Below are 19,581 nucleotides of genomic sequence, written 5' to 3'. Positions count from 1 at the left end.
AGTCAAACTTAACATTTTTTAAGAATTATTATCATTGCTCCATGCAATCCGCGACGAATTTGCCATGATGCCGACCGTATGGGCGATATGCATCGCACCGGCAAGCACCGGCGGTAACGCTCCGACCGCGGCAAACGCCACACTTACTAAATTGGTTCCCGTACCGATCCAATAATTTTGGTTGATGACGCGCAGGCTCTCTTTGGAAAGATCAAAAAGATGTAAAATCGCATCGGGATTACTATCGGTAACCGCAATATTGGAAACTTCGATCGCCGCTTCGCTTCCTCCGCTCGCAAACGAAATTGCAACGTCGGCTTTACTCATCGCCAACGTATCGTTAATGCCATCACCTACCATAACGACGTTGGCATATCGCGTTTTTAGAGCTTCAACGACGTCGGCTTTTTCTTCGGGCATCACGTTAGCATGCACTTCGTCAAACCCGTATGTACGCCCAAACGCGCGCGCAACCGTCTCTTCGTCGCCGCTTAAAAGCACCAGATGTTTAACGCCCCGTTTACGAAGCCCTTGAAGCATCGCAAGCGTTCCCGCCCTTACCGTATGTTCTAAGCTCAAAAAGCCCAACAATCGGCTTCCGCGTGCAACATACACGACGCTATACCCCTCTAAAAACGCTTGCGAACTTTGTACATGTAAGGATGAAATATCCACGCCGTTTTGCGCCATCCATTTCGCGTTTCCGACTGCAATATCGCCGGCGTGATCTTTGAGTCGTACGCCAAGACCCGCAAAAATGTCGCTCGGATTGTCTTCGTGACATGTAAAGCCTGCCAATTCTGCGGCTTTCGTGATCGCGATGCCGATAGGATGGCTATTGTGGTGTTCGGCAAGGGCGGCGGTACATAAAAGGTCATGCGCTAAAATGCCTTCCGCACAGATACTCTGAACGAGTTTCGGCTCGCCCGTGGTCAACGTGCCCGTTTTGTCGAAACAAAAGACTTCGCTTTGAGAGACGGCTTCCAAATAGGCACCGCCTTTAATCAAAACACCTTTTTTCGCCCCTTTTGCGATACCCGCACTGATCGCGGTACTCGCGGCAAGTTTCGTCGCGCACGGGCAGGACATCACGATCATAACCGAAAATGCGCGTAGCCATGAACCGGTGAGTAAAAAAGTGGCTCCGGTTAAAAACGTGCCTAACGTAAGTAACCGTGCCGCAAGCCGATCGGCGGCGACTTCGCTCGGCGACTTTTGCGCCAACGACGCTTCGACTTTGGCGATCATACGCGCCAAATAGGTCTGCTCGCCCGTCGCGCTCACGCGAATATAAATGCGTCCGCTTTGCACTAAGGTATTGGCGTAAACCGTCTCGTTTAACGTCTTAAATGCCGGCTCACTCCGTCCGTTAATCGCCGATTCGTCGATTTCGGCACTTCCTTCTACGATCATGCCGTCAACCGCAATTCTCTCGCCGCTTCTTGCTACGACGGTATCACCCTCGCGGATATCGGAAACATCGGTTTCCACTTCAATCTCATCGACGAGCACGTACGCTTTTTTAATCCCAAGTGCCATCAGTTCGTGAATCTGTTTTTTAGAACGCTCCGCCGTATACTCTTCCAACAACATTCCGCCGCGCAAAATAAAGACAATTTCAAATGCCGCCGTCGCTTCGCCTCCTGCGATCGCCCCTAAAAGCGCGATTGCCATAAACGAATGCAAACTAAAACGTCCGGCTTTAAAATCCGCATACGCTTCTTGTAATAAAGGAATTGCCGCCGCCAATGCCACAAATGCGGTTAAGGGCAGAGGCAACGCGAAAGCGCTTGCGCCGAAAAACGTTTCGGAAACAAACAGATAAAGCGCATAGCCGCAAAGCGCAACAAAACTCCAGATTTTGGATCGCCATGATTGAGGAGAATTGATTTTAGATTCGCAGGCGCTACACGAAGCGCACGAAGGACAATAGAGTGCGGCGGGGGAGGAAACGTGAGGCATTAGCGTAGCGGTTTCAAAGCGTTTTTGCAAAAGATCGATAATCGTTTGAAGCGTCGTTTTCAGCGGATCGAAGTAAACGACTAACGAAGCACAGGCGCGATTGACGCGAAACGAATCGACATGTAAACCTAACAAAGCTTCAAACGCCTTTTCATCTAAGTGCTTAAACGCGCCGTATTTAAAACGCGCACGTCCCGCAACGGAACTTTTAAGTATCATTTCATTCATGGTGACACCTTTCGCATATACCGTACAAAACCATCGTATGGTGAATGCCTGTAAAATGGTGGTGTGCAAGAATCGCTTCTTGCTCGGTTTCGATTACCGGATCGTAAAAAGGAATAATCCGTCCGCACTTCACGCACACCAAATGATCGTGATGAAAGGTGTGTTTTAAACGATACCGTTTGGTTTTTTTCGGAAACGTAACGACGACGCTTGCTAGGTCTAACATTTCTAAAAGTAAAAGCTGTTTGTACACCGTCGCAAGCGAAACGCCGACGCGATGTTCGTTTTTTAAAAGCGTTTGAATTTCTTCGGCACTCAGATGCTTTTGGGTCTTAAAAAGCACTTTCAAAAGCGTCTCTCGTTGATCGGAATGGCGTAATTTAACGCTACATGTCATCTTTTGAAAACGCTTGTAAAAAGCCTCAAACGTTAACGAGGCGTTTTCATCTTCGTTAACGTTTATAAGGTGCTCTTGCATGTTAGAAGGTGTATTGAACGAGCGCTTTAAACGCATTATAGCTGTCGGATTTTGCGTCGTTGTCGACATTGACGTAAATCAAAGAGGCTTCGAGGTTTTTGATAATCTCGTAACCGACGCTAAGGTCCAACTCTTTTTCTTTCAGACTTAAACCCGCATCGTCGTATTTCGTTTGCGCGTAAAGAGCGGAGAGTTTGACGCCTTCGATCTCGTACTCCGCACGAACATAAGGGGTTCTAGCATTGTCATCAAAAATATGATTACCGTCTTCCAAAGGCATTTGATCGCCGGCTTCGCCTAACCCGCCTAGACCGTCTTTAGCGACTTTCACGTAACCAAGTGCAAGCAACGCTCCGGCAAACTCAAATCCCTGTTCGGCTTGCATAAACGAACCGTCTTTAGCGTTCACTGTTACCATAGCGCCCGATCCGTCGTCTTCTTCGGTGGTCGCGTCGCTGTTAATCTTTGCATAATGAAGCATCGTCGTCGTCTTAAGCGCATCGCTTGGCTCAAGGCTTAACACGGCTTTCATACCGTAAGCACCGAAGAGATTTTCGCCGTAATAGACGTAAGGATTAAGCTCCAATGCTTCGATCGGCGTGTATTTGACTTCTAACATGTAAAGACCGTCATCTTCATTGATCTTTCCGAATTTTTCGGAAACTTCGTCAAAGCCTACGACCGCATATTTACGCGCCCAAGCCATCGTAACGACGAGATTTTGGAGAGCACTTAGTTCAACGCTCGCACCTTCGATATAATCGGTCAACCAATTAAAATCGACCGCTTGACGTCCGAGGACGACTTTCCCCATCCCTTCGTGTTCGATTTTGATAAACGCTTCGGAAAGCACGGCATTGTCTTCAATCGCGCCCTCGGCTTTATAGTCACCGTCCTCTTTTTCGCCGATTTTGGCACTGCCGAATCCGCGTACGCCTAAACTAACGCCGTACAACGGAGCCGTTTCAAATCCGATTTCCGTAAAACCGTTGGAAAACCCGCTATCTTTCGTTCCACCTTGATAGTTAGAATATTGCCCGTAAACTCCGACACTTGCCGATATTTCGCCTTGACTTAACGCCTCTTCCAAATTGCCCGCATCCGCTGCAAAACCTAGCGTACCGCCTAAAACCAACGCACCGACGATACGTGAATAGGTATTTTTCATTTCTTTCCTTTGTCTTGATAATTATTATCGTATAATAGACAAAAGGAACTTAATTTCTTATAATATGATTCTTACTATCAATAAACTTATTTAATGCTATAGGATTTTGAACTTTATCGCTAATACTTAAAGATGCCAAAGACGTCGTTTGACTCGTCTTCCAAGATATGTTTTTTAAGCAGAAAGCACACGCATGAAAGCGTGTGCCGTTTCAAGAGTCTTAGGCTAAGGTTGCGCGGTACATCCACAACTGTTTTTCAAGTTCGGCAATCTTATCGTCCGCCATAGTCATCGTCGTCGTATCACGTACTTCTTCGGCTAGCGTAGAAAGCTTTTTCCATTGTGCCAGCATTCCTTCGAGTATTTTAGCAATGTTTTCGATCACCTCTTTGACCTCGAAGGATTTTTTCGTCTCTTCTTTGAGCGTCGTTTTTGCCGTAATTTCGGAAATGCTGACTAAAGGCGTACCACCTAATTGCAAAATGCGTTCTGCCGTCTCATCGAAGATTTCAGACATGGCGTCGTATAATTTTTCGGTTGCTTCGTGAACCGCAAAAAACTGTAAGCCTTTAACGTTCCAATGGTAATTGTGAATCGTGACATAAAGCACATGGCTGTCTGCTTGGATCTCTTGTAAGTGTTGAATGACTTTTGACATCGGATACTCCTTATATAGATTTATGATAGTGAAATTATAGCTATTATCTATTAAACAATAATAATTATTAATTGATAATTTAATTTTTAATCTTTTGTGTAAGACCAAGCCTTGATGCGACTTGGAATAAGTCCTAAAACCAGTGCGATACCGACGACGCTCGCATAAAAGTACCCCATAGCTTCCAAACCGCTCCAAGCCAAAGCATTACCGAGAGAAAAAATCACAGACGCCGATACGATACCGAGCGTTATCGGGAAAAAAGTGGCAAAGAACATCCATCGGTAACTATCAGATTGCATTTTGACCACGATCATCGTCGCAATGCACGGCGGCGTTAAAATCATAAAAATTAAAATCGCTACGGCATTGAGCGACGAATAGCCGCCGTTATCGACCATGGCGTCTTCAGCACGCACGGAACTCGCTTTTGGATTTTCATATAAAGAACCCAGCGTTGCCACAGCACTCTCACGCGCGGCAAACGAACTTAAAAAGGCGACGTTGATTTTCCAATCAAATCCGGCATAACGCGTCAACGGCTCGACGGCGTGTCCGACGATTCCTAAAAAGCTCTTTTCGATCTTTTCGTTTTTAATCTGACGCAAAAGATCTTTGCGGACGTTTGAGAGTTCGCGTAAGGCGTTATTGACGGTTTTTGCCGCTGGATCCGCTTGAGGCTTAATCAAAATAAAAAGATCCGGATAGGTTTTTAAAAACGTTTTATCGACTTTTTTAGCCTCTTCGTTTCCCGATACGATCATGCGTTTTGATTTATACATGTCATAGGCATTTAAAAGAGTTGAGACTTTCTCTCTCGTATCGATTCGGGCATAGTACGTATTGGCGTTCACTTTGCTATCAAAATCGCTCAACACTTTTTCGACTTTTTCGTCAAATGCGCGTTTTGAGTTTGCTTCAAGTCCCGGAAACTGCAACAAGGCAAACAAAGCCATCGCTACGACGAGTACGATACTCACGACTTTTTTAACGTACACCCAAACCCTCTGAGCGGCACGCAACAACACGCCCTTAAACGTCGGGAGGTGATAGGGTGGAAGCTCCATCACGAAAGGCGCGGTTTCGCGGGTTCGTAAAAGGGTACTCGTAAGCACTTTAGAGACGATCAAAGCGATAAAAAGCGTTACGGTCGAGATGTAAAACATCATCATTCCCATCTCTTCTTTGAAAAACGCGCCTAATATCAACGTGTAAAACGGTACTTTGGCTAAACAATTCATATACGGCACCGCCAAAATAGTCGCCATACGCGCTCTCTCATCGGCAATGCCTTTGGTCGACATCACTCCCGGAACGGCGCACCCGCCGACCATCGCACCGCCAAGAACTAAAGGAAGCGTGGATTGGCCGTGTAGACCGAATTTCTTAAAGGCGCGGTCTAAGATAAACGCCAAACGCGGCATATAGCCCACATCTTCCATCACGGCGATCATCGCAAACAAGATAAAAAAGACGGGGATATAATTGAGCAACGCATTGGCACTGTTGAGCATCCAAACGGTTAAATCCGTAATCATCGGAACGTTGATCAAATCCGCCGCAGGCAAGTGATCGACGACAAAGCTTTTAAATCCCGCTAAAATCGGCCACGTATAATCGGTCAATTTGTAGCCGCCGACGATGGAAAGTTCATAAACCGCGATCATGATCAGCAGTAAAATCGGAAAAGAAAGCCAACGGTTTAAAACGATTTTATCGACTTTGTCGGTTAAAGTCTCTTTGAGGGCTTTAGAACTCAGACAAACGCACTGATGCGCGACAATAGCGGCAGAGTCGTAACGCACTGCCGCTAAAAATGCGCTTATCTCTTGATGGTGCGCGGCGCGAAAACGCTCTTGGCATATTTGCGTCTTTTCCGACAAACGTCTTTGATCGGAATCTAGTTTTTCGATAAGCGCACGATCTTCTTCTAAAATTTTAATCGCCATCCAGCGCTTATTTAACGCCGTATCCACATTGGCTATTGCGGTTTCCATCTCTTGAATAAACGGTTCCAACGCTTCGTAATGTAGGGTAAACCTTCGGTCTTGTTCTTTTTGGCGATACGTCGAAAAAACGGCTTCCATGATCGCTTCGGCTCCTTCTCCCTTTGCGCCGCTGGCACAAACGACTTTACAGCCCAATAACACTTCCATTTTTGCCGTATCGATATGCATTCCTCTACGCGTCGCGACATCCGTCATATTTAAAACGATCACGACGGGCAGACCGATTTCCAGCAGTTGAAAGCTTAGGTAAAGATTGCGTTTGAGATTGGACGCGTCTACGATGTTTAAAATCACGTCGGGCGTTTCGTCGTAAAGAAAATTTTTGGCAACGCGCTCTTCCAAAGAATACGAACTAAACGAATAGGTACCGGGCAAATCCACCATCTCTATTGTTTCGTTTTGCCAGCTAAAGCGTCCGACCTTTTTATCGACCGTAACGCCCGGATAATTGGCAACATGTTGATGAATACCGCTGATAAGATTAAAAATCGTAGACTTTCCGCAATTGGGTTGTCCCGCTAAAGCGACTCTGATCATAATACTTCCACCTCCACTAAAGCCGCTTCGCTACGTCTGAGGCTAATTAAATACGCATGGATACGAAGCTCCATCGGATCGTAAAGCGGTGCTTCGCGCACCACTTCAATGTCCGCCCCGACAATAAATCCCATATCCAGTAATTTTTGTTTGAGTTTACCCGTAGAATCAATCCCGAGCAATTTACACGTTTGTCCTTTTTTGACTTCGCTTAAATACATTCTAACTTTCCTTCATGGTAGAATCAGTGATCATAGAAAAATTTCACTTAAAACAAAATTGTTTTGATATTTGCTATCAATGTATTACCCCAATGTAAAATGAAAAACCCATTTCAAGCCGTTGCCGTTCACATACTGTAAACTACCCCCAAGCTGTTTCGTGACGATCGTATGAATCAACTGCAATCCTAACGTCTTGAGCGTCGCCAAAGGGGGTGCCGATAACCCTTTGCCGTTATCTTCTATGGACAAGACGGCATGATGATCTTTACATGTAAAGCCAATGCGAATCTCACCACCTCTTTCATCAAAGGCGTGTTTGATCGCATTGGTCACGCATTCATTGATCAAAAGTCCGCATGGAAGCGCATAATCGATATTTAAAAAGAGCTGTTCGACGCTTACATGTAAACGGATTTTCTCCGAGATACGATAGCTCTGAGCGATGTCAGCCACAAGCTCTTCAATGTATTTTTGAAGGTCAATCGCGTCTAAATTGTCCGATTCATACAGCTTCGTATGCAAGAGTGCCATCGTGTAAATCCTGTTTTCAATGTCACCCAGCACGGCTTGAATCTCCGCGTTGTCGATCTTGAAGCGTTGCAGTTTGATGAAATTAATCGTCAACGCGAGGTTGTTTTTGACCCGATGGTGAATCTCTTTTAAAAGCGTCTCTTTGGTTTTTAAAGACGCTTCAAGGGCGTGCGTTCGCTCTTGCACCTTTTGATCAAGATGCTTAAGATTATCCTCAATGCTATCCAACATCGAATCAAACGCCTCTCCCAAAATGCCGATGTCATCGTTGCCTTTGATGTTACTGCGAAGGTTAAATTGCCCCAAACAGATGTTCCGCGCCGTATACGATAAAATCTCGATCGTATGAATCCACTTGCGAAACAGCAAAAAGCCCAATAAAATGGAGACTAAAAGTGCAGCGATGGAGATGAGCACCAGTTTCATCACGGGTGTTTGCACCTCATCTTGAAAATCTTTCTCATACGCACTTAAAATGAACACAAACGCCTCTTTATCGTTGGTGTAGATGTTGCTGATCCACGTCAACGTCGGCTGGTTGTCCAGCGTATGTGTCAGCATGGTCGTGTCGTTGACGTCCAAAAGATCCTTTACATGTAAAGCACCCGTTTGAGGCAGACGAACATTGGAAATTTTGCTGATGCAGTAGTTTTCATTGTTTGCATTTTTAAGGCTATCCATACGCTCATTGCGCTCTTCTTCGCTCAGGTGCGTGTTAATCCACATCAGATACACCTTGCCTTTGTGCAGATGCTCACTGAGGGAAAAGCCGTCTTGCACCACTTTTTTGACATCTTTTTCGATGTCTTTATACCCCTCTTCAAACACCGTATTGCAACTTAGCTGAATCTCATGTGCTTTGATGTGTGTCTTATAAAGTGCATAACTGTTGTTTTGACACATGCTTTTGGTGTCATCTACCATTTCCCATCTATTAAAAATAAGAGGTGCAAAATCAAACGCTCTCTTAACTTTTTCATGCGGTAAAGAAAGCTCATTTTCACCGTTTTTAACCAAAGTGACGTTGCAATTAAACGTTACATGTAAAGCTTCCAAGTCCTTCTTCAAGCCCTCAAGATGGTACGCATCATCAATGTTTGCGTGCATGTTCATCTTCTCAAGCGCATTTTCGATCTCCCGTTTGGATTTATCTTTTTCAAACGTTCGATACTCTCTAAAATAATCGACCACTAAAAGAATTTGATGCTTGGTCAGACGCACGATTTGATCGGTTTGAGAGAGTGCTTTTTGATACTGCTCGTGTTGAAGGTTTGGAATAAAAAGCATGAAAATCATCGTTAAAAGAAACAGACCGATGAGCAAAAACGCGATGCCCACTTTAAGGCTCACGGGAACATTTTTATACGACGACACGCTTAATGCCCTTTGAGGCGATAACCCGTTTCAAACACACTCTCAACGATGTTAAACCCTATCTTTTGCTTCAAACGGTACACCAACGTACGCAGACGCCCCAAATCATACAAACTCTCCCGCCAAATGTAGCTGCTAATGCGCTCAAACGAAACCGCCTCTTTGGGGTAATCGCTTAAAATGTCCAAAAGCTTTGTCTCATTGCCCGTAAGATTGAGCGCAACACCCTCTTTGTAGAGAATGGATTTGCCTTTGTGGTACGTCACATTATGGTCAAATTCTATCACCGTATCGTTTTGCAACGTCTCCTGATGGGCAAAAAAGTAGTTGTGCTTGTTAATCGCCGTCTGGATAATCGCATTGAGTTCCTCATCCTTCCAAGGTTTCACCAAATAGCCGTAAGGTTCGCAGGACATCGCTTCTTTGATCGTTTTTTCATCACAATACGAGGTTAAAAAGATAATCGGAATTTTGTGCGTCTGCCAAATGTATTTGGCGATGTGAATGCCGCTGATGTGATCATTTAGCTTAATATCCGCCAAAACCAAATCGGGAGTAGAGGAAGAGAGATTTTTAATGGTTGAGTCAAACTGACTTTCAATCCCACATACCCGATAGCCAAAGGATTTGAGTGTGTATTCCAAACCAAGGGCTAACACCGCTTCATCTTCGATAATTAAAATGGAGATTTCACTCTTATCCATCCAATGATTTTTATACATAAACGGCACGCCCTTTTAAAAATATTGATAATAATACTTAAAATTGTAGAAAAATCTCTTTAAATATTGACCTTGTGATGTGAGTGTGATACGATACGTATATAATTATCGTTATCAATTATAAAAGGATCTATGTTATGAAAGTGCGTCAGAAAGTCCAATGTTCTCTTGTCACCGTTGCTCTGCTCTTTACGGTTGCCCATGCCGATGAGACCAAAAATACGCAAGAGCTTGAAGGCATTACTATCACCGAAAAAAGCGATACCACCGAGGGAAGTCACTCCTACACGATTCCCAAAATGTCGAGTGCAACCAAGATGAATCTCACTCCTTTGGAAACGCCTCAAAGCGTCTCAGTCGTGACATCCGAACAGATGGAAGATTTTAATCTTGACTCCATCAACGAAGCCCTTGAGTATGCCACAGGCATTACGGTTGAAAAAATGGAATCGGATCGAACGATGTTTACCTCACGTGGATTTACGATTACCAATCTTTTAGAAGATGGTGTAAATTTACCCTTATCGTACGACTACCAATACGGCGATATTGATATGGCACTGTATGATCGTATCGAAGTGACCAGAGGTGCGACAGGACTTTCAAGCAATCACGGCGATCCCTCCGCGACGGTCAATCTGATTCGCAAACGACCGACAAGCGACACACAAGCCGAGGCTAAACTCACCTACGGTTCATGGGATAAAAAACGCATCGAAGCCGATGCTTCGGGTGCCTTGAATGAATCAAAGACAATTCGAGGACGTGTGATCGTAGCAAAAGAGACGAGTGATTCGTATCTGGATCGCTACTCAAGTGACTCAACCTTGGTTTCAGGCATCGTTGAAGCCGATGTGATGAACGACGCACGCATCACCTTTGGTGCGACGCATTACTCCGATAAAAACAACGGTACTCAATGGGGCGGCATTCCTGCCTTTGATGGCAATGATTACGATGTATCGACCAATGCGGCAAGCGACTGGTCGTACCGAGATGTGACCACCAATGAATTTTTTACGGAATTTAGCACACCGCTCTCCTCTCGTTGGAATCTAAAAGCTACCTACAAATACAAAGACACGAAACAAGATGCTAAGCTGATCAATCTTTGGGATTATTCAGGCGTTTTAGAGATTGATGCGTTGCAAAAGTATGCCTTTGATACCAAAGAGCATCTTTTTGACATCACGATGGATGGTAAATACGATCTTTTTGGCAGGGAACATGAAGCTGTTTTTGGCATTAACATCGCCAAACGAGACGCCGATGAACGCTCCGATTATGATCTTGACAATACAGGAACGGTAATTGATCTCACGACATGGAACGGCACTACCGTGAGTCCTGTTTTTGATGATCGCACCCTGCTTGCCAAATGGAAAGAGGAGCAAAAATCGGTCTTTGCCGCAACACAGTACCATCTGAGCGATTCGCTTAGTCTTATTGCGGGAACCAAAGTCTCAAATTTTGATAAAAAAGGGTACGGCTATTGGGACAGCGATGTGACCTCTGAAAATGACGGTATCTGGACACCTTACGCCTCTTTGCTCTATAAATTTACACCTAACATCTCCTCCTATGTCAGTTATACGACCAGCTTCACACCGCAAGCTTATTTAGATGAAAATGGTCAATACGTTGACCCCAAAGAGGGAAAAAACCTGGAATTTGGCATCAAATCTTCATGGTTTGATAATGCGCTTAACACCTCGTTTGCGCTCTTTAAAACCTCTCAGGACAATGTTGCAAGTTATGCAGGAACCCTGAGTGATGGAACGGGCAGATCGTACTACACCTTGGAAGATGGGGTGACCACCAAAGGATTTGAAGTCGAGGTAGCCGGAAAGCTAAGTGAGCAGATCAACGCCTCTTTAGGCTATACCAATCTCTCCATCGAAAATGCCGACGGCGAAGATACGCAAACCTATATCCCAACCGAAACGCTCAAAGCGATGCTGACTTATTCGCCCATCCATGCGCTCAAACTTGGCGCCGCCCTTCGATGGCAAAATGCGACCCGTATTTCGTACTGGTACGGCAGTGCAACCCAAGATGCGTACAGCATCGTGGATGTGATGGCAAGCTACCAGTTTACGAAAAACTTTAAAGCCTCCCTTTATGTCGATAACGTCGGCGATAAAAAATACTACGGCAGTTTAGTCAAACCATACATTAACTACGGAGAACCGCGCAATGTGGGCATTACGCTTGCTTACACCTACTAGGCATCTAAAGAGAGTTTTTCTCTCTTTAGTCCTTTTTTGGGTATCCTTAGCGGCAATGGAGCCTATAACGATTGAACAGAATCTCTTTTCCTTCCAAAGCGTGCGTATTCCACTCCAACTCAAAGCCGATGATTTTATCAGAGGCGAATACCACACCTCAGCACCGATTAAAAGCATCACCTTAGTCGATGAAAACGAGGTGCCGATACGAAGGCTGAGCGAACCCTTTGTGCTTGAAGAGCGGTTTATGTTTACCGCAACGCATACAAGAACCTACACGTTGGTGATTGAAGCGTTAGCGAACGAAACACGCTTTACATGTAAGCTTGAAATACTCTCCCCAAACGCCTCACATCAAGCGATTCCGCACGAAGAGATCCTCAGCCCTACGCTTTTAAACATGAAAGGGATAACGAACACGCAAGCGTTTTGGGAGAAGATCCAACAGGTAGGAACGCCGTTGATCGAAGAGAGAGAAAACGGGGAGTATCTTCTCACCTTTCTCTACCGAGGTGCGCAGCATAATGTCCAAATCATGGGCGCACCGATTGGGGATATTGCGTACATGAACAAAATGGGTGAAAACGACATCTGGTACAAAAGTTTCATCGTTCCCAAAGGGACACGGCTTTCGTATCAACTTGCCCCCGACGTGCCGATGATTGAGGGAACGCCTCGGGAAAAACGTATGGCGATTCTCTCCACTCTCCAAGCCGATCCGTTCAATCAAACACCGATGCCTAACATCTACAATGACGATACCTTTCATACCATGTCCACGGTCGAACTACCGCATCAACGCTATACAGACTGGGCAAAGAACAAAACGAACGATCAAGGAACGCTTCACAGCTATACGCTCAAAAGTGCTCTTTTAAACAATGAACGAACCATCGACGTTTACCTGCCGAAAGGCTTTTCTAAAGAAAAAACGTACCCTGTTTTGTTTATGTTTGATGGCAAAGAGTATCAAAGCAAGGTACAAACACCTGCTATGCTTGATAACCTGATTGCCGCGCACAAAATCCCTCCGCTGATTGCTGTTTTTATCAGCAATCCAAGCTATCAAAGCAGAGCCATCGAGCTTCCCTGCAATCCTCTGTTTTCAAACTTTATGGCAAAAGAGCTTTTGCCATGGGTTAAACAGACGGTTACGCCACATCTAAAAGCGGAGTGGAGCATCGTAAGCGGTTCGAGTTACGGCGGGCTTGCCTCTGCATACACGGCATTTCGGTACCCTGAGCTTTTTGGGAAAGTGTTGAGTCTTTCGGGTTCATTTTGGTGGAAAAGCGAGAGCGACGCTGAATTTGAGTGGCTCACCCAAGCCTTTGCCAACGCTCCAAAACTGCCTATTTCTTTTTACATGTACGCAGGGATTTTTGAGACAGGACAGAGCAGTATCGATATCTTAGAATCCAACCGACATCTGCGCACCGTCCTCAACGCCAAAGGGTACAACGTCTTTTACGAAGCGTTTGAAGGCGGACACGACTACTATAGCTGGGGCGTGACGTTGGCCGATGGACTGATACGCATTTTAAAAGATATGCCGCGGTATTAAAGGAATTACCCTTTAATACCGTCCGCTCTCGGGCGCAATAAAAACAGGCGTACTTTGAAAAAATAGACGATAAAAGGGCTTACCCAAAGGACAATAGAGCTCCCCATCAATGCTCCGTAATACTCAGGATACAATGCTACGCTAACCCGTAGAAGCGTCGCAAGAATCAGTAATACCACACCAACCCCGATCCACGGATACGAACGCAATACTCTTCCTGTATGGACATAAGTGATAATAACCATGACCACAAAAAAGCTGATTCCAAAAGCACCGGAAGTCAGTAAATGACGCATATGATTTTCGATACCCAATCCCATGAATTGGCTCCACCCAAGCCCAAAATACCCCAATGCCATCAACACAACGATGGATGCTAAATAGAGTGTAAAAGGTTTGAATAAAATGCGCGAATAGGGTAAATTAAAATCGTTAATGATGCCAAAGCATGCCGCACCTGCGGCAAAAGCAAGCCAAGGAAGCATGCTATTAGTCGGAGAAAAAAACTCCATGATACTAAAAAGCGTCATGCAAAAAACCGCCAAATTATACCGATGCGGTTTAGCCACAAACACATCATCAATCTTTTCGGCGGTCAATATCTCATTGATCGCTTCCATATTGACCCGACGCAATGCCACAACGATCAGAACCATAAAAGCACCCACGCCCGCTTTTAAAATCGCCATACTTTCCCACGCGATGTAACCGCCTTGCGAAAGAAAAAACGCCCCTTGTAAAAACGTAATGACGACAATCGTATACGCAATGCTTGCGTGACGTTGCAAAGGATCCAGCACCACAGGCTTAAACGCCCACGCGATGATCGCTAAAGAGAGGGCAAGGTTGAACGCTCCCACCACCCAAATGCTCAGTAGATCCATAAACCAAAAACTCACACGTCCGATACTCCAAAGTGCCATAACCCAAATCAACCTTTTTCCCACAATCGGCACAAGCCCCGGAAAAAGCTCGGGAAGTCCCGTGAAGATAAACGCCATAATCCCCGCATACCCCACGCCGAAAACCAATTCGTAAATATGCCATGAAAGCGGATCGCGCATCCACGGAAAATGAAGCACTCCTTGAAAGACAAGCCCCCACAAAAGCATACACGCGACCATATACCACGGTAAAATCAGTAAAATCGGTCGAAAACCGTACGCTAAAAAAGGCGGTACATTTTTTTCATCAGGATAATATTTGTAATGCTTGGTTGCATTGGTCGGCTCATTCATGCGTTTACCTTTATCTCAAAAATTTCACGAATCAGAGCATCTTCCAAAAAGCCTTTGGTTTGCTCAAACACAAACGCATCATCGCGTTCTTCTTGAGGCGTTTCTATCGCATAGCGCGCCACGATCTCTCCAGGGTCACTCTTTAAAAGTAAAATCGTGTCGCTCAGCTTTATCGCTTCCATAAGATCATGCGTGATGAAAAGCACACTCATCTTTCGCTTCTCACACGCCTCTAGCACAAAGCTTTGCAACTCTTTTTTCAGCCCAATATCCAAAGCTGAAAAAGGCTCATCCAAAAAAAGAAGCTTAGGCTCACCTATGAGTGCTCGTGCAAAACTCACCCTCTGTCTCATGCCCCCACTTAAATCTTTGGGATACTTGAGCAAATCACTCTTTTCTAGCCCAAATTTCAGTGCTAAAGCAGTCGCCTTTTCTTTGAGTTCACGCTCTTTCATCTTTACATGTAAAGGCATCATAATGTTTTCTAAACTTGTTTTCCACGGAAGCAGTCTTGGATCTTGAAACGCAAACGCGCTGCTTGAGAAGCTATTGTCTATCTCGCCTTCAACGACATCTAAAAGCCCAGCACAAAGTTTAAGAAGTGTGGTTTTGCCTCCACCGCTTGGACCCACGATGCTGATGATTTTGCCCTCTTCAAGGCTAAAGTCAATCCCTTTCAAAATCTGCGTAAAGCCGTAGTAAAAATTAAGTTCGCCAATTCTTAGTTGCGCCATGATTCGACCTCCTGCTTTATCGGCTCAAACACGATGTACTCCACAAAAAAGAGCACCCCGATAATAACGCTAACCAATGCTAAGGCTTGAGGCGTATCCAAATGACTGCGCGCAATCGCAAGGTTCGCGCCTATTCCGTCATTGCTGCTAAGCAGTTCTGCCATAATCACGATTTTCCAACACATGCCCAAAGCGCTTACCCACGAAGGGAAAAGGTAGGAAAATAGATGTGGAAAGTACAAATCGCGCACCTTTTGCAGAAACCCGATATGAAAACTATCCATCATCTCCTTCAAATCGCCCTCGATGGTGCGACTGCCTTGCAATGCTCCCACAAAGACGATAGGAAAAGAGGCGATCACCACGGTAAACACCACGGTCATATCGCTCAATCCAAACCAAATCATAGCAAGGACAATCCACGCAATGGGCGGAATGCCGACTAAAATAGTCACAATCGGTCGACTCATAACCGATGCGGTCACAAAATAACCTGCGATTAGTCCTAAGAGAGTTCCTAAAAGAAGTGAGACGCTAAATCCAATCAACCCTCGCTTCACAGTCAAATACAAATCCATATGAAACGAAGGGTCGCTCAAAAGCATTCCCATGCTCTCAAACACCATTTTTGGCGAAGGTAAAATCAGCTCTCCATACGTTTGAAAGCCCAACTCCCAAAGGGCTAAAAAAAGAAATATAGAGGCAATAGAACCCCAACCGCTCCATAAAAACCATGGGAAGTCTTTGATGACTTTGAGTAAGAATTTCATCGGTAGTAAAATCCCTCATCCGGTATTTTGGAGCCGATCAGCTTTGGCTCGATTTGCATCAATATCTCAAAAAAATGCTCCAACGCCTCACGGCTTTGTTCCGCACTTTTGAGATCAAACTTCGTATGCGCGATGGAGTCGCTAATCGCTTCGGCTTTAAAGGTTTTCAGCTCTTTTTCAACCATGACGCCTGCTTCTTTCGGATGAGCTTGGTACCATAAAAGCGCTTTTTCATACTCCTCGTTAAAGCGTTTGATCACGTTTGCGTCGACCTCACCCACGATACTGAGTGCTGCTTGCGGAATTTTCGGCTCCGTTTTAAAAAGCCTGCCCCACTCTTCTTGAAGGTTGAGACTTCGATGAAGCTCAGGTGCGATGATACTCACGGGAAACGAGCCCGTTTTTCGCATCGCCATGGATGTTGCCGGTTCTGCCAAAAGCACGTTATCGGCACGACGTAAAATGAGCATTTGCATCGCATCAGGAGGAGTTGGAACATAGCGAAGCGTAAAATCTTTTTTAGGATCTAGCCCTGCTTGCTTGATCAAAGCTTGCAGCACGATGTCTGGCATATCGGCACGAAACGGCACGATAATCTCTTTGCCTTTAAAATCCTCGATATGCTTGAGATTAGCATCACGGGAGACAATCTCCAAAATGCCCCAAATCGGCACGTTTAAAAGACGAATCGGCTCTTTTTTGTTGTAAAGATTTGCCGCGACATTGGTGGGAAGCGCCACAAACTGCACCTCTTTTTTGAGCAACAAAGCACGTAGCTCATCGGGATTTTGCCAGAGCCTAAACTCGACTTTAGTCGCAACATCGTTTAACGCACCCGCTTCAATGAGTCGAAATAAGGGATGGGAAATACTTGAAAAAGGTCCTGCAATAACGATTTTATCAAGTTTTTCCGCTCCAAAAGCTAGGCTTAAAAAGCCCAGCCATAAGAGGATAAACTTTTTCATAAGCTTACCTTGACACCCATAAAGAAGTAACGCCCACTACTGCTTCCTAGCACATCGTCGATTCCCTCATCGGTAATGTTGTTAATACCGCCGTACACCGTCGTGGTTTTATCGATAGCATAATGTATCCCCCAATTAACGCTCACGTAATCCTCTGCGGTAGCGTCAACAAGGCTTTGGCTCGGCGTTCCGCGATGAAGCGTTTTACGATAATATTGCTCACCGATGTAATTCACGCTTGCGTAGCTCGATAAGGAAGGGGTGAGCTTATACGTCAATTTTGCTCCTAAAGTACGCTCTGGCGTAAATTCCAAATCTTTGTTGCTCTCTTCATTTTCAGAGCGAAGTTCCGTCCATGACAATCCTAAATCCACATTGTGCCCTAAAGCTTGCATCCATGAGGATTCCATTCCGTACGTTTTTGCTTTGGGAATATTGATAAACGTGTAGTAACTGCCCGTATTGACTTCAGAAATCATATCTTCGATGTCATTGTAAAAAAAGGCGACATCATACTTTCCGATACCGATTTTTCCGCTTGCACCGACCTCGTAGCTGTTCGTAAACTCGGGTTTTAAATCGTATGCCGTTGTTTTACCGACACTCGCATCAATCACGGAAGCACCTCGCTGTAAGCCCGATGCAGTATTTTTATAAATATAGAGTTCTCGAATGTCCGGTGTTCGATACCCTTGCGCAAAATTGGCTCTTACATGTAAAGCGTCGTTGAAGCGATTGAGGGCTCCGATTTTAAAGGTAGCTTTGTCGTCGGCATTACTGATTTCATCGAACCTACCGCCAAACGTTAGACTCAAATCATCGGTCACTTGCCACTCGTCTTGCAAGTATGCCGCCGCATAATCCACCTTTTTCGTGTTCATGGTGTTCGCTAGCGTAAAGACACTCGCTTCACGCTCTTCAAAGCGACGCTCAACCCCAAAGGTTAAAAGATGCTCCGGCGTTAAAAGGTAATGTGCGCTTGCTTCATACGTTGTCGTATCGACATTGGCGTCCATGCCGTTTTGCGACGACGCAGCTTCGGAAGCATAGCCTAAATCTGCCCAGTATTTCGCGGTAATTGTGCTTCGTTTTTCATACGAACTTTGATACGCTCGAAGCATCAGCGTCAATTCATCGGAAGCTTTGATTTTAAGATCGCTTCCCATATCCCAACGCTCATTTTTATCTTTGGAATTTACAGGAACGTTATATGCTGGCAACGCATTACCACTCATCGTATACGCCGTCGGATGAAAATACCCGATATACGTACCGTACCGCTCTTCGGTAAAATGATTCAATTCAATACCCACAACGATTGCATCGGTGATGTCGTAGGTTAAACGCCCACCTTGGGTGGAGATGTCGCTTTCATCGCGATAAGTAACGGCAACGTTATCATAACTGTTGGGGATGGCATGCACCGAAGCATTGGCATGTGCGGAAGGTTTCACCATCGTCGTACCTTGTTTGACGTAGACGTCGGCATTTTCATTTTGCGTATAAGGCGTGGTATGCGTTTCATTGGCATACACACTGTAACCGAGTTTTCCCTCTTTACCGCGCACGGCGATATTGGCGTTTTTATTTTCGTCGTCTCCGTGAGCGTTAGTGCCGTAACGAACACCTAGATCGACATGCGGCTCATCTTTTGGTTTTTTGGTGATAATATTCACGACGCCACCCGTTGCATCGGCACCGTAAAGCGTACTCATCGGACCTTTGACGATTTCGATACGCTCGATTTGAGACGCTGGGATCCGATCCAAATCATAAGGATTGGCAACTTCACCGCTCAAACGTCTCCCATCTAAGAGTAAAAGCGTGCCTTTAGAACCCATACCGCGTAAAGTCAAAGAGCTTTTGGAAATGCTACTTGCACTCGGAAAGGTGCCGTATTGAGCGCTCAGTCCTGAAGTTTGGCTGAGAATATCTTTCAACGATTCCGCACCCGATTTGGCAATCGTCTCTTCATCAATGACGATAACGCTCGCACTGACGCCATCGATGTTTTTTTCCGTTTTGGTTGCCGTAGAAACCGTCGTGATCGTTTCTAAGACCGTCGTATCGCTTGCGATTAGAACCGTTGCTGCGGCTAAAGAGAGCCATAATCCTTGATATTTCATACAAAAATCCTCCTAATTAAATTAGGAGGATTATAGTACTATATGATTACGATTATCATTGATTTAAA

At 45.2% G+C, this 19,581-nt stretch carries 15 protein-coding genes; 2 read left to right on the top strand and 13 right to left on the bottom strand.

What is annotated here, in order from left to right:
• Window positions 1–18: 18 nt before the first annotated feature.
• The 8 genes from NL930_RS02070 to NL930_RS02035 form a co-directional block, all read right to left on the bottom strand.
• Window positions 19–2,190, bottom strand: coding sequence for a cation-translocating P-type ATPase (locus NL930_RS02070; protein WP_254377086.1), 2,172 nt, complete (start codon window positions 2,188–2,190; stop codon window positions 19–21).
• Window positions 2,183–2,668, bottom strand: a complete 486-nt coding sequence (locus NL930_RS02065) for a Fur family transcriptional regulator (protein ID WP_254377087.1) — start codon at window positions 2,666–2,668, stop codon at window positions 2,183–2,185. The genes NL930_RS02070 and NL930_RS02065 overlap by 8 nt, the downstream gene beginning before the upstream one ends.
• A 1-nt stretch (window position 2,669) precedes the next feature.
• The gene (locus NL930_RS02060) at window positions 2,670–3,836 is read right to left on the bottom strand and encodes an Opr family porin (RefSeq protein WP_254377088.1); all 1,167 of its coding nucleotides are present in this window, start codon (window positions 3,834–3,836) and stop codon (window positions 2,670–2,672) included.
• Between the two features lie 220 nt (window positions 3,837–4,056).
• Window positions 4,057–4,494 carry a Dps family protein gene (locus tag NL930_RS02055; RefSeq protein ID WP_254377089.1) on the bottom strand — a complete coding sequence of 146 codons (438 nt, stop codon included), beginning with the start codon at window positions 4,492–4,494 and terminating at the stop codon, window positions 4,057–4,059.
• 86 nt (window positions 4,495–4,580) lie between these two features.
• Entirely contained in the window at window positions 4,581–7,040 is a 2,460-nt protein-coding gene (gene feoB, locus NL930_RS02050; protein ID WP_254377090.1) for a ferrous iron transport protein B, read from the bottom strand.
• Window positions 7,037–7,261: a FeoA family protein gene (locus NL930_RS02045; protein WP_254377091.1), complete on the bottom strand. Its 225-nt coding sequence runs from the start codon at window positions 7,259–7,261 to the stop codon at window positions 7,037–7,039. The genes feoB and NL930_RS02045 overlap by 4 nt, the downstream gene beginning before the upstream one ends.
• Before the next feature lie 84 nt (window positions 7,262–7,345).
• Window positions 7,346–9,169 carry a histidine kinase dimerization/phosphoacceptor domain -containing protein gene (locus tag NL930_RS02040; RefSeq protein WP_254377092.1) on the bottom strand — a complete coding sequence of 608 codons (1,824 nt, stop codon included), beginning with the start codon at window positions 9,167–9,169 and terminating at the stop codon, window positions 7,346–7,348.
• 2 nt (window positions 9,170–9,171) lie between these two features.
• Window positions 9,172–9,891 carry a response regulator gene (locus NL930_RS02035; protein ID WP_254377093.1) on the bottom strand — a complete coding sequence of 240 codons (720 nt, stop codon included), beginning with the start codon at window positions 9,889–9,891 and terminating at the stop codon, window positions 9,172–9,174.
• Window positions 9,892–10,028: 137 nt separating this feature from the next.
• Between NL930_RS02035 and NL930_RS02030 the strand changes: the two genes are divergently transcribed.
• Together NL930_RS02030 and NL930_RS02025 are read left to right on the top strand one after the other, a co-directional pair.
• Window positions 10,029–12,119: a TonB-dependent siderophore receptor gene (locus tag NL930_RS02030; protein WP_254377094.1), complete on the top strand. Its 2,091-nt coding sequence runs from the start codon at window positions 10,029–10,031 to the stop codon at window positions 12,117–12,119.
• Between the two features lie 55 nt (window positions 12,120–12,174).
• Window positions 12,175–13,680 (top strand): alpha/beta hydrolase-fold protein, encoded by a 1,506-nt coding sequence (locus NL930_RS02025; protein ID WP_254377095.1) that lies wholly within the window; start codon window positions 12,175–12,177, stop codon window positions 13,678–13,680.
• 5 nt (window positions 13,681–13,685) lie between these two features.
• Here the strand turns inward: NL930_RS02025 and NL930_RS02020 are convergent, their stop codons facing one another.
• From NL930_RS02020 to NL930_RS02000, 5 genes are read right to left on the bottom strand one after another with little or no spacing between them, the layout of a single operon-like run.
• A complete protein-coding gene (locus NL930_RS02020; RefSeq protein ID WP_254377096.1) occupies window positions 13,686–14,918 on the bottom strand; it encodes an NnrS family protein in 1,233 nt (410 codons plus the stop codon).
• Window positions 14,915–15,652 (bottom strand): ABC transporter ATP-binding protein, encoded by a 738-nt coding sequence (locus NL930_RS02015; RefSeq protein ID WP_254377097.1) that lies wholly within the window; start codon window positions 15,650–15,652, stop codon window positions 14,915–14,917. The genes NL930_RS02020 and NL930_RS02015 overlap by 4 nt, the downstream gene beginning before the upstream one ends.
• Window positions 15,640–16,422, bottom strand: a complete 783-nt coding sequence (locus NL930_RS02010; RefSeq protein ID WP_254377098.1) for an ABC transporter permease — start codon at window positions 16,420–16,422, stop codon at window positions 15,640–15,642. Before NL930_RS02010 ends, NL930_RS02015 begins: the two co-directional genes overlap by 13 nt.
• A complete protein-coding gene (locus tag NL930_RS02005; protein WP_254377099.1) occupies window positions 16,419–17,387 on the bottom strand; it encodes an ABC transporter substrate-binding protein in 969 nt (322 codons plus the stop codon). Before NL930_RS02005 ends, NL930_RS02010 begins: the two co-directional genes overlap by 4 nt.
• Window positions 17,384–19,513 carry a TonB-dependent siderophore receptor gene (locus tag NL930_RS02000; protein ID WP_254377100.1) on the bottom strand — a complete coding sequence of 710 codons (2,130 nt, stop codon included), beginning with the start codon at window positions 19,511–19,513 and terminating at the stop codon, window positions 17,384–17,386. Before NL930_RS02000 ends, NL930_RS02005 begins: the two co-directional genes overlap by 4 nt.
• Window positions 19,514–19,581: the final 68 nt, after the last annotated feature.

The organism is Sulfurospirillum sp. hDNRA2 (assembly GCF_024206095.2).
Taxonomy (GTDB): domain Bacteria; phylum Campylobacterota; class Campylobacteria; order Campylobacterales; family Sulfurospirillaceae; genus Sulfurospirillum.
The sequence above is the reverse complement of the archived record's forward strand: the minus strand, read 5'-3'. Positions and strand labels throughout refer to the sequence as shown.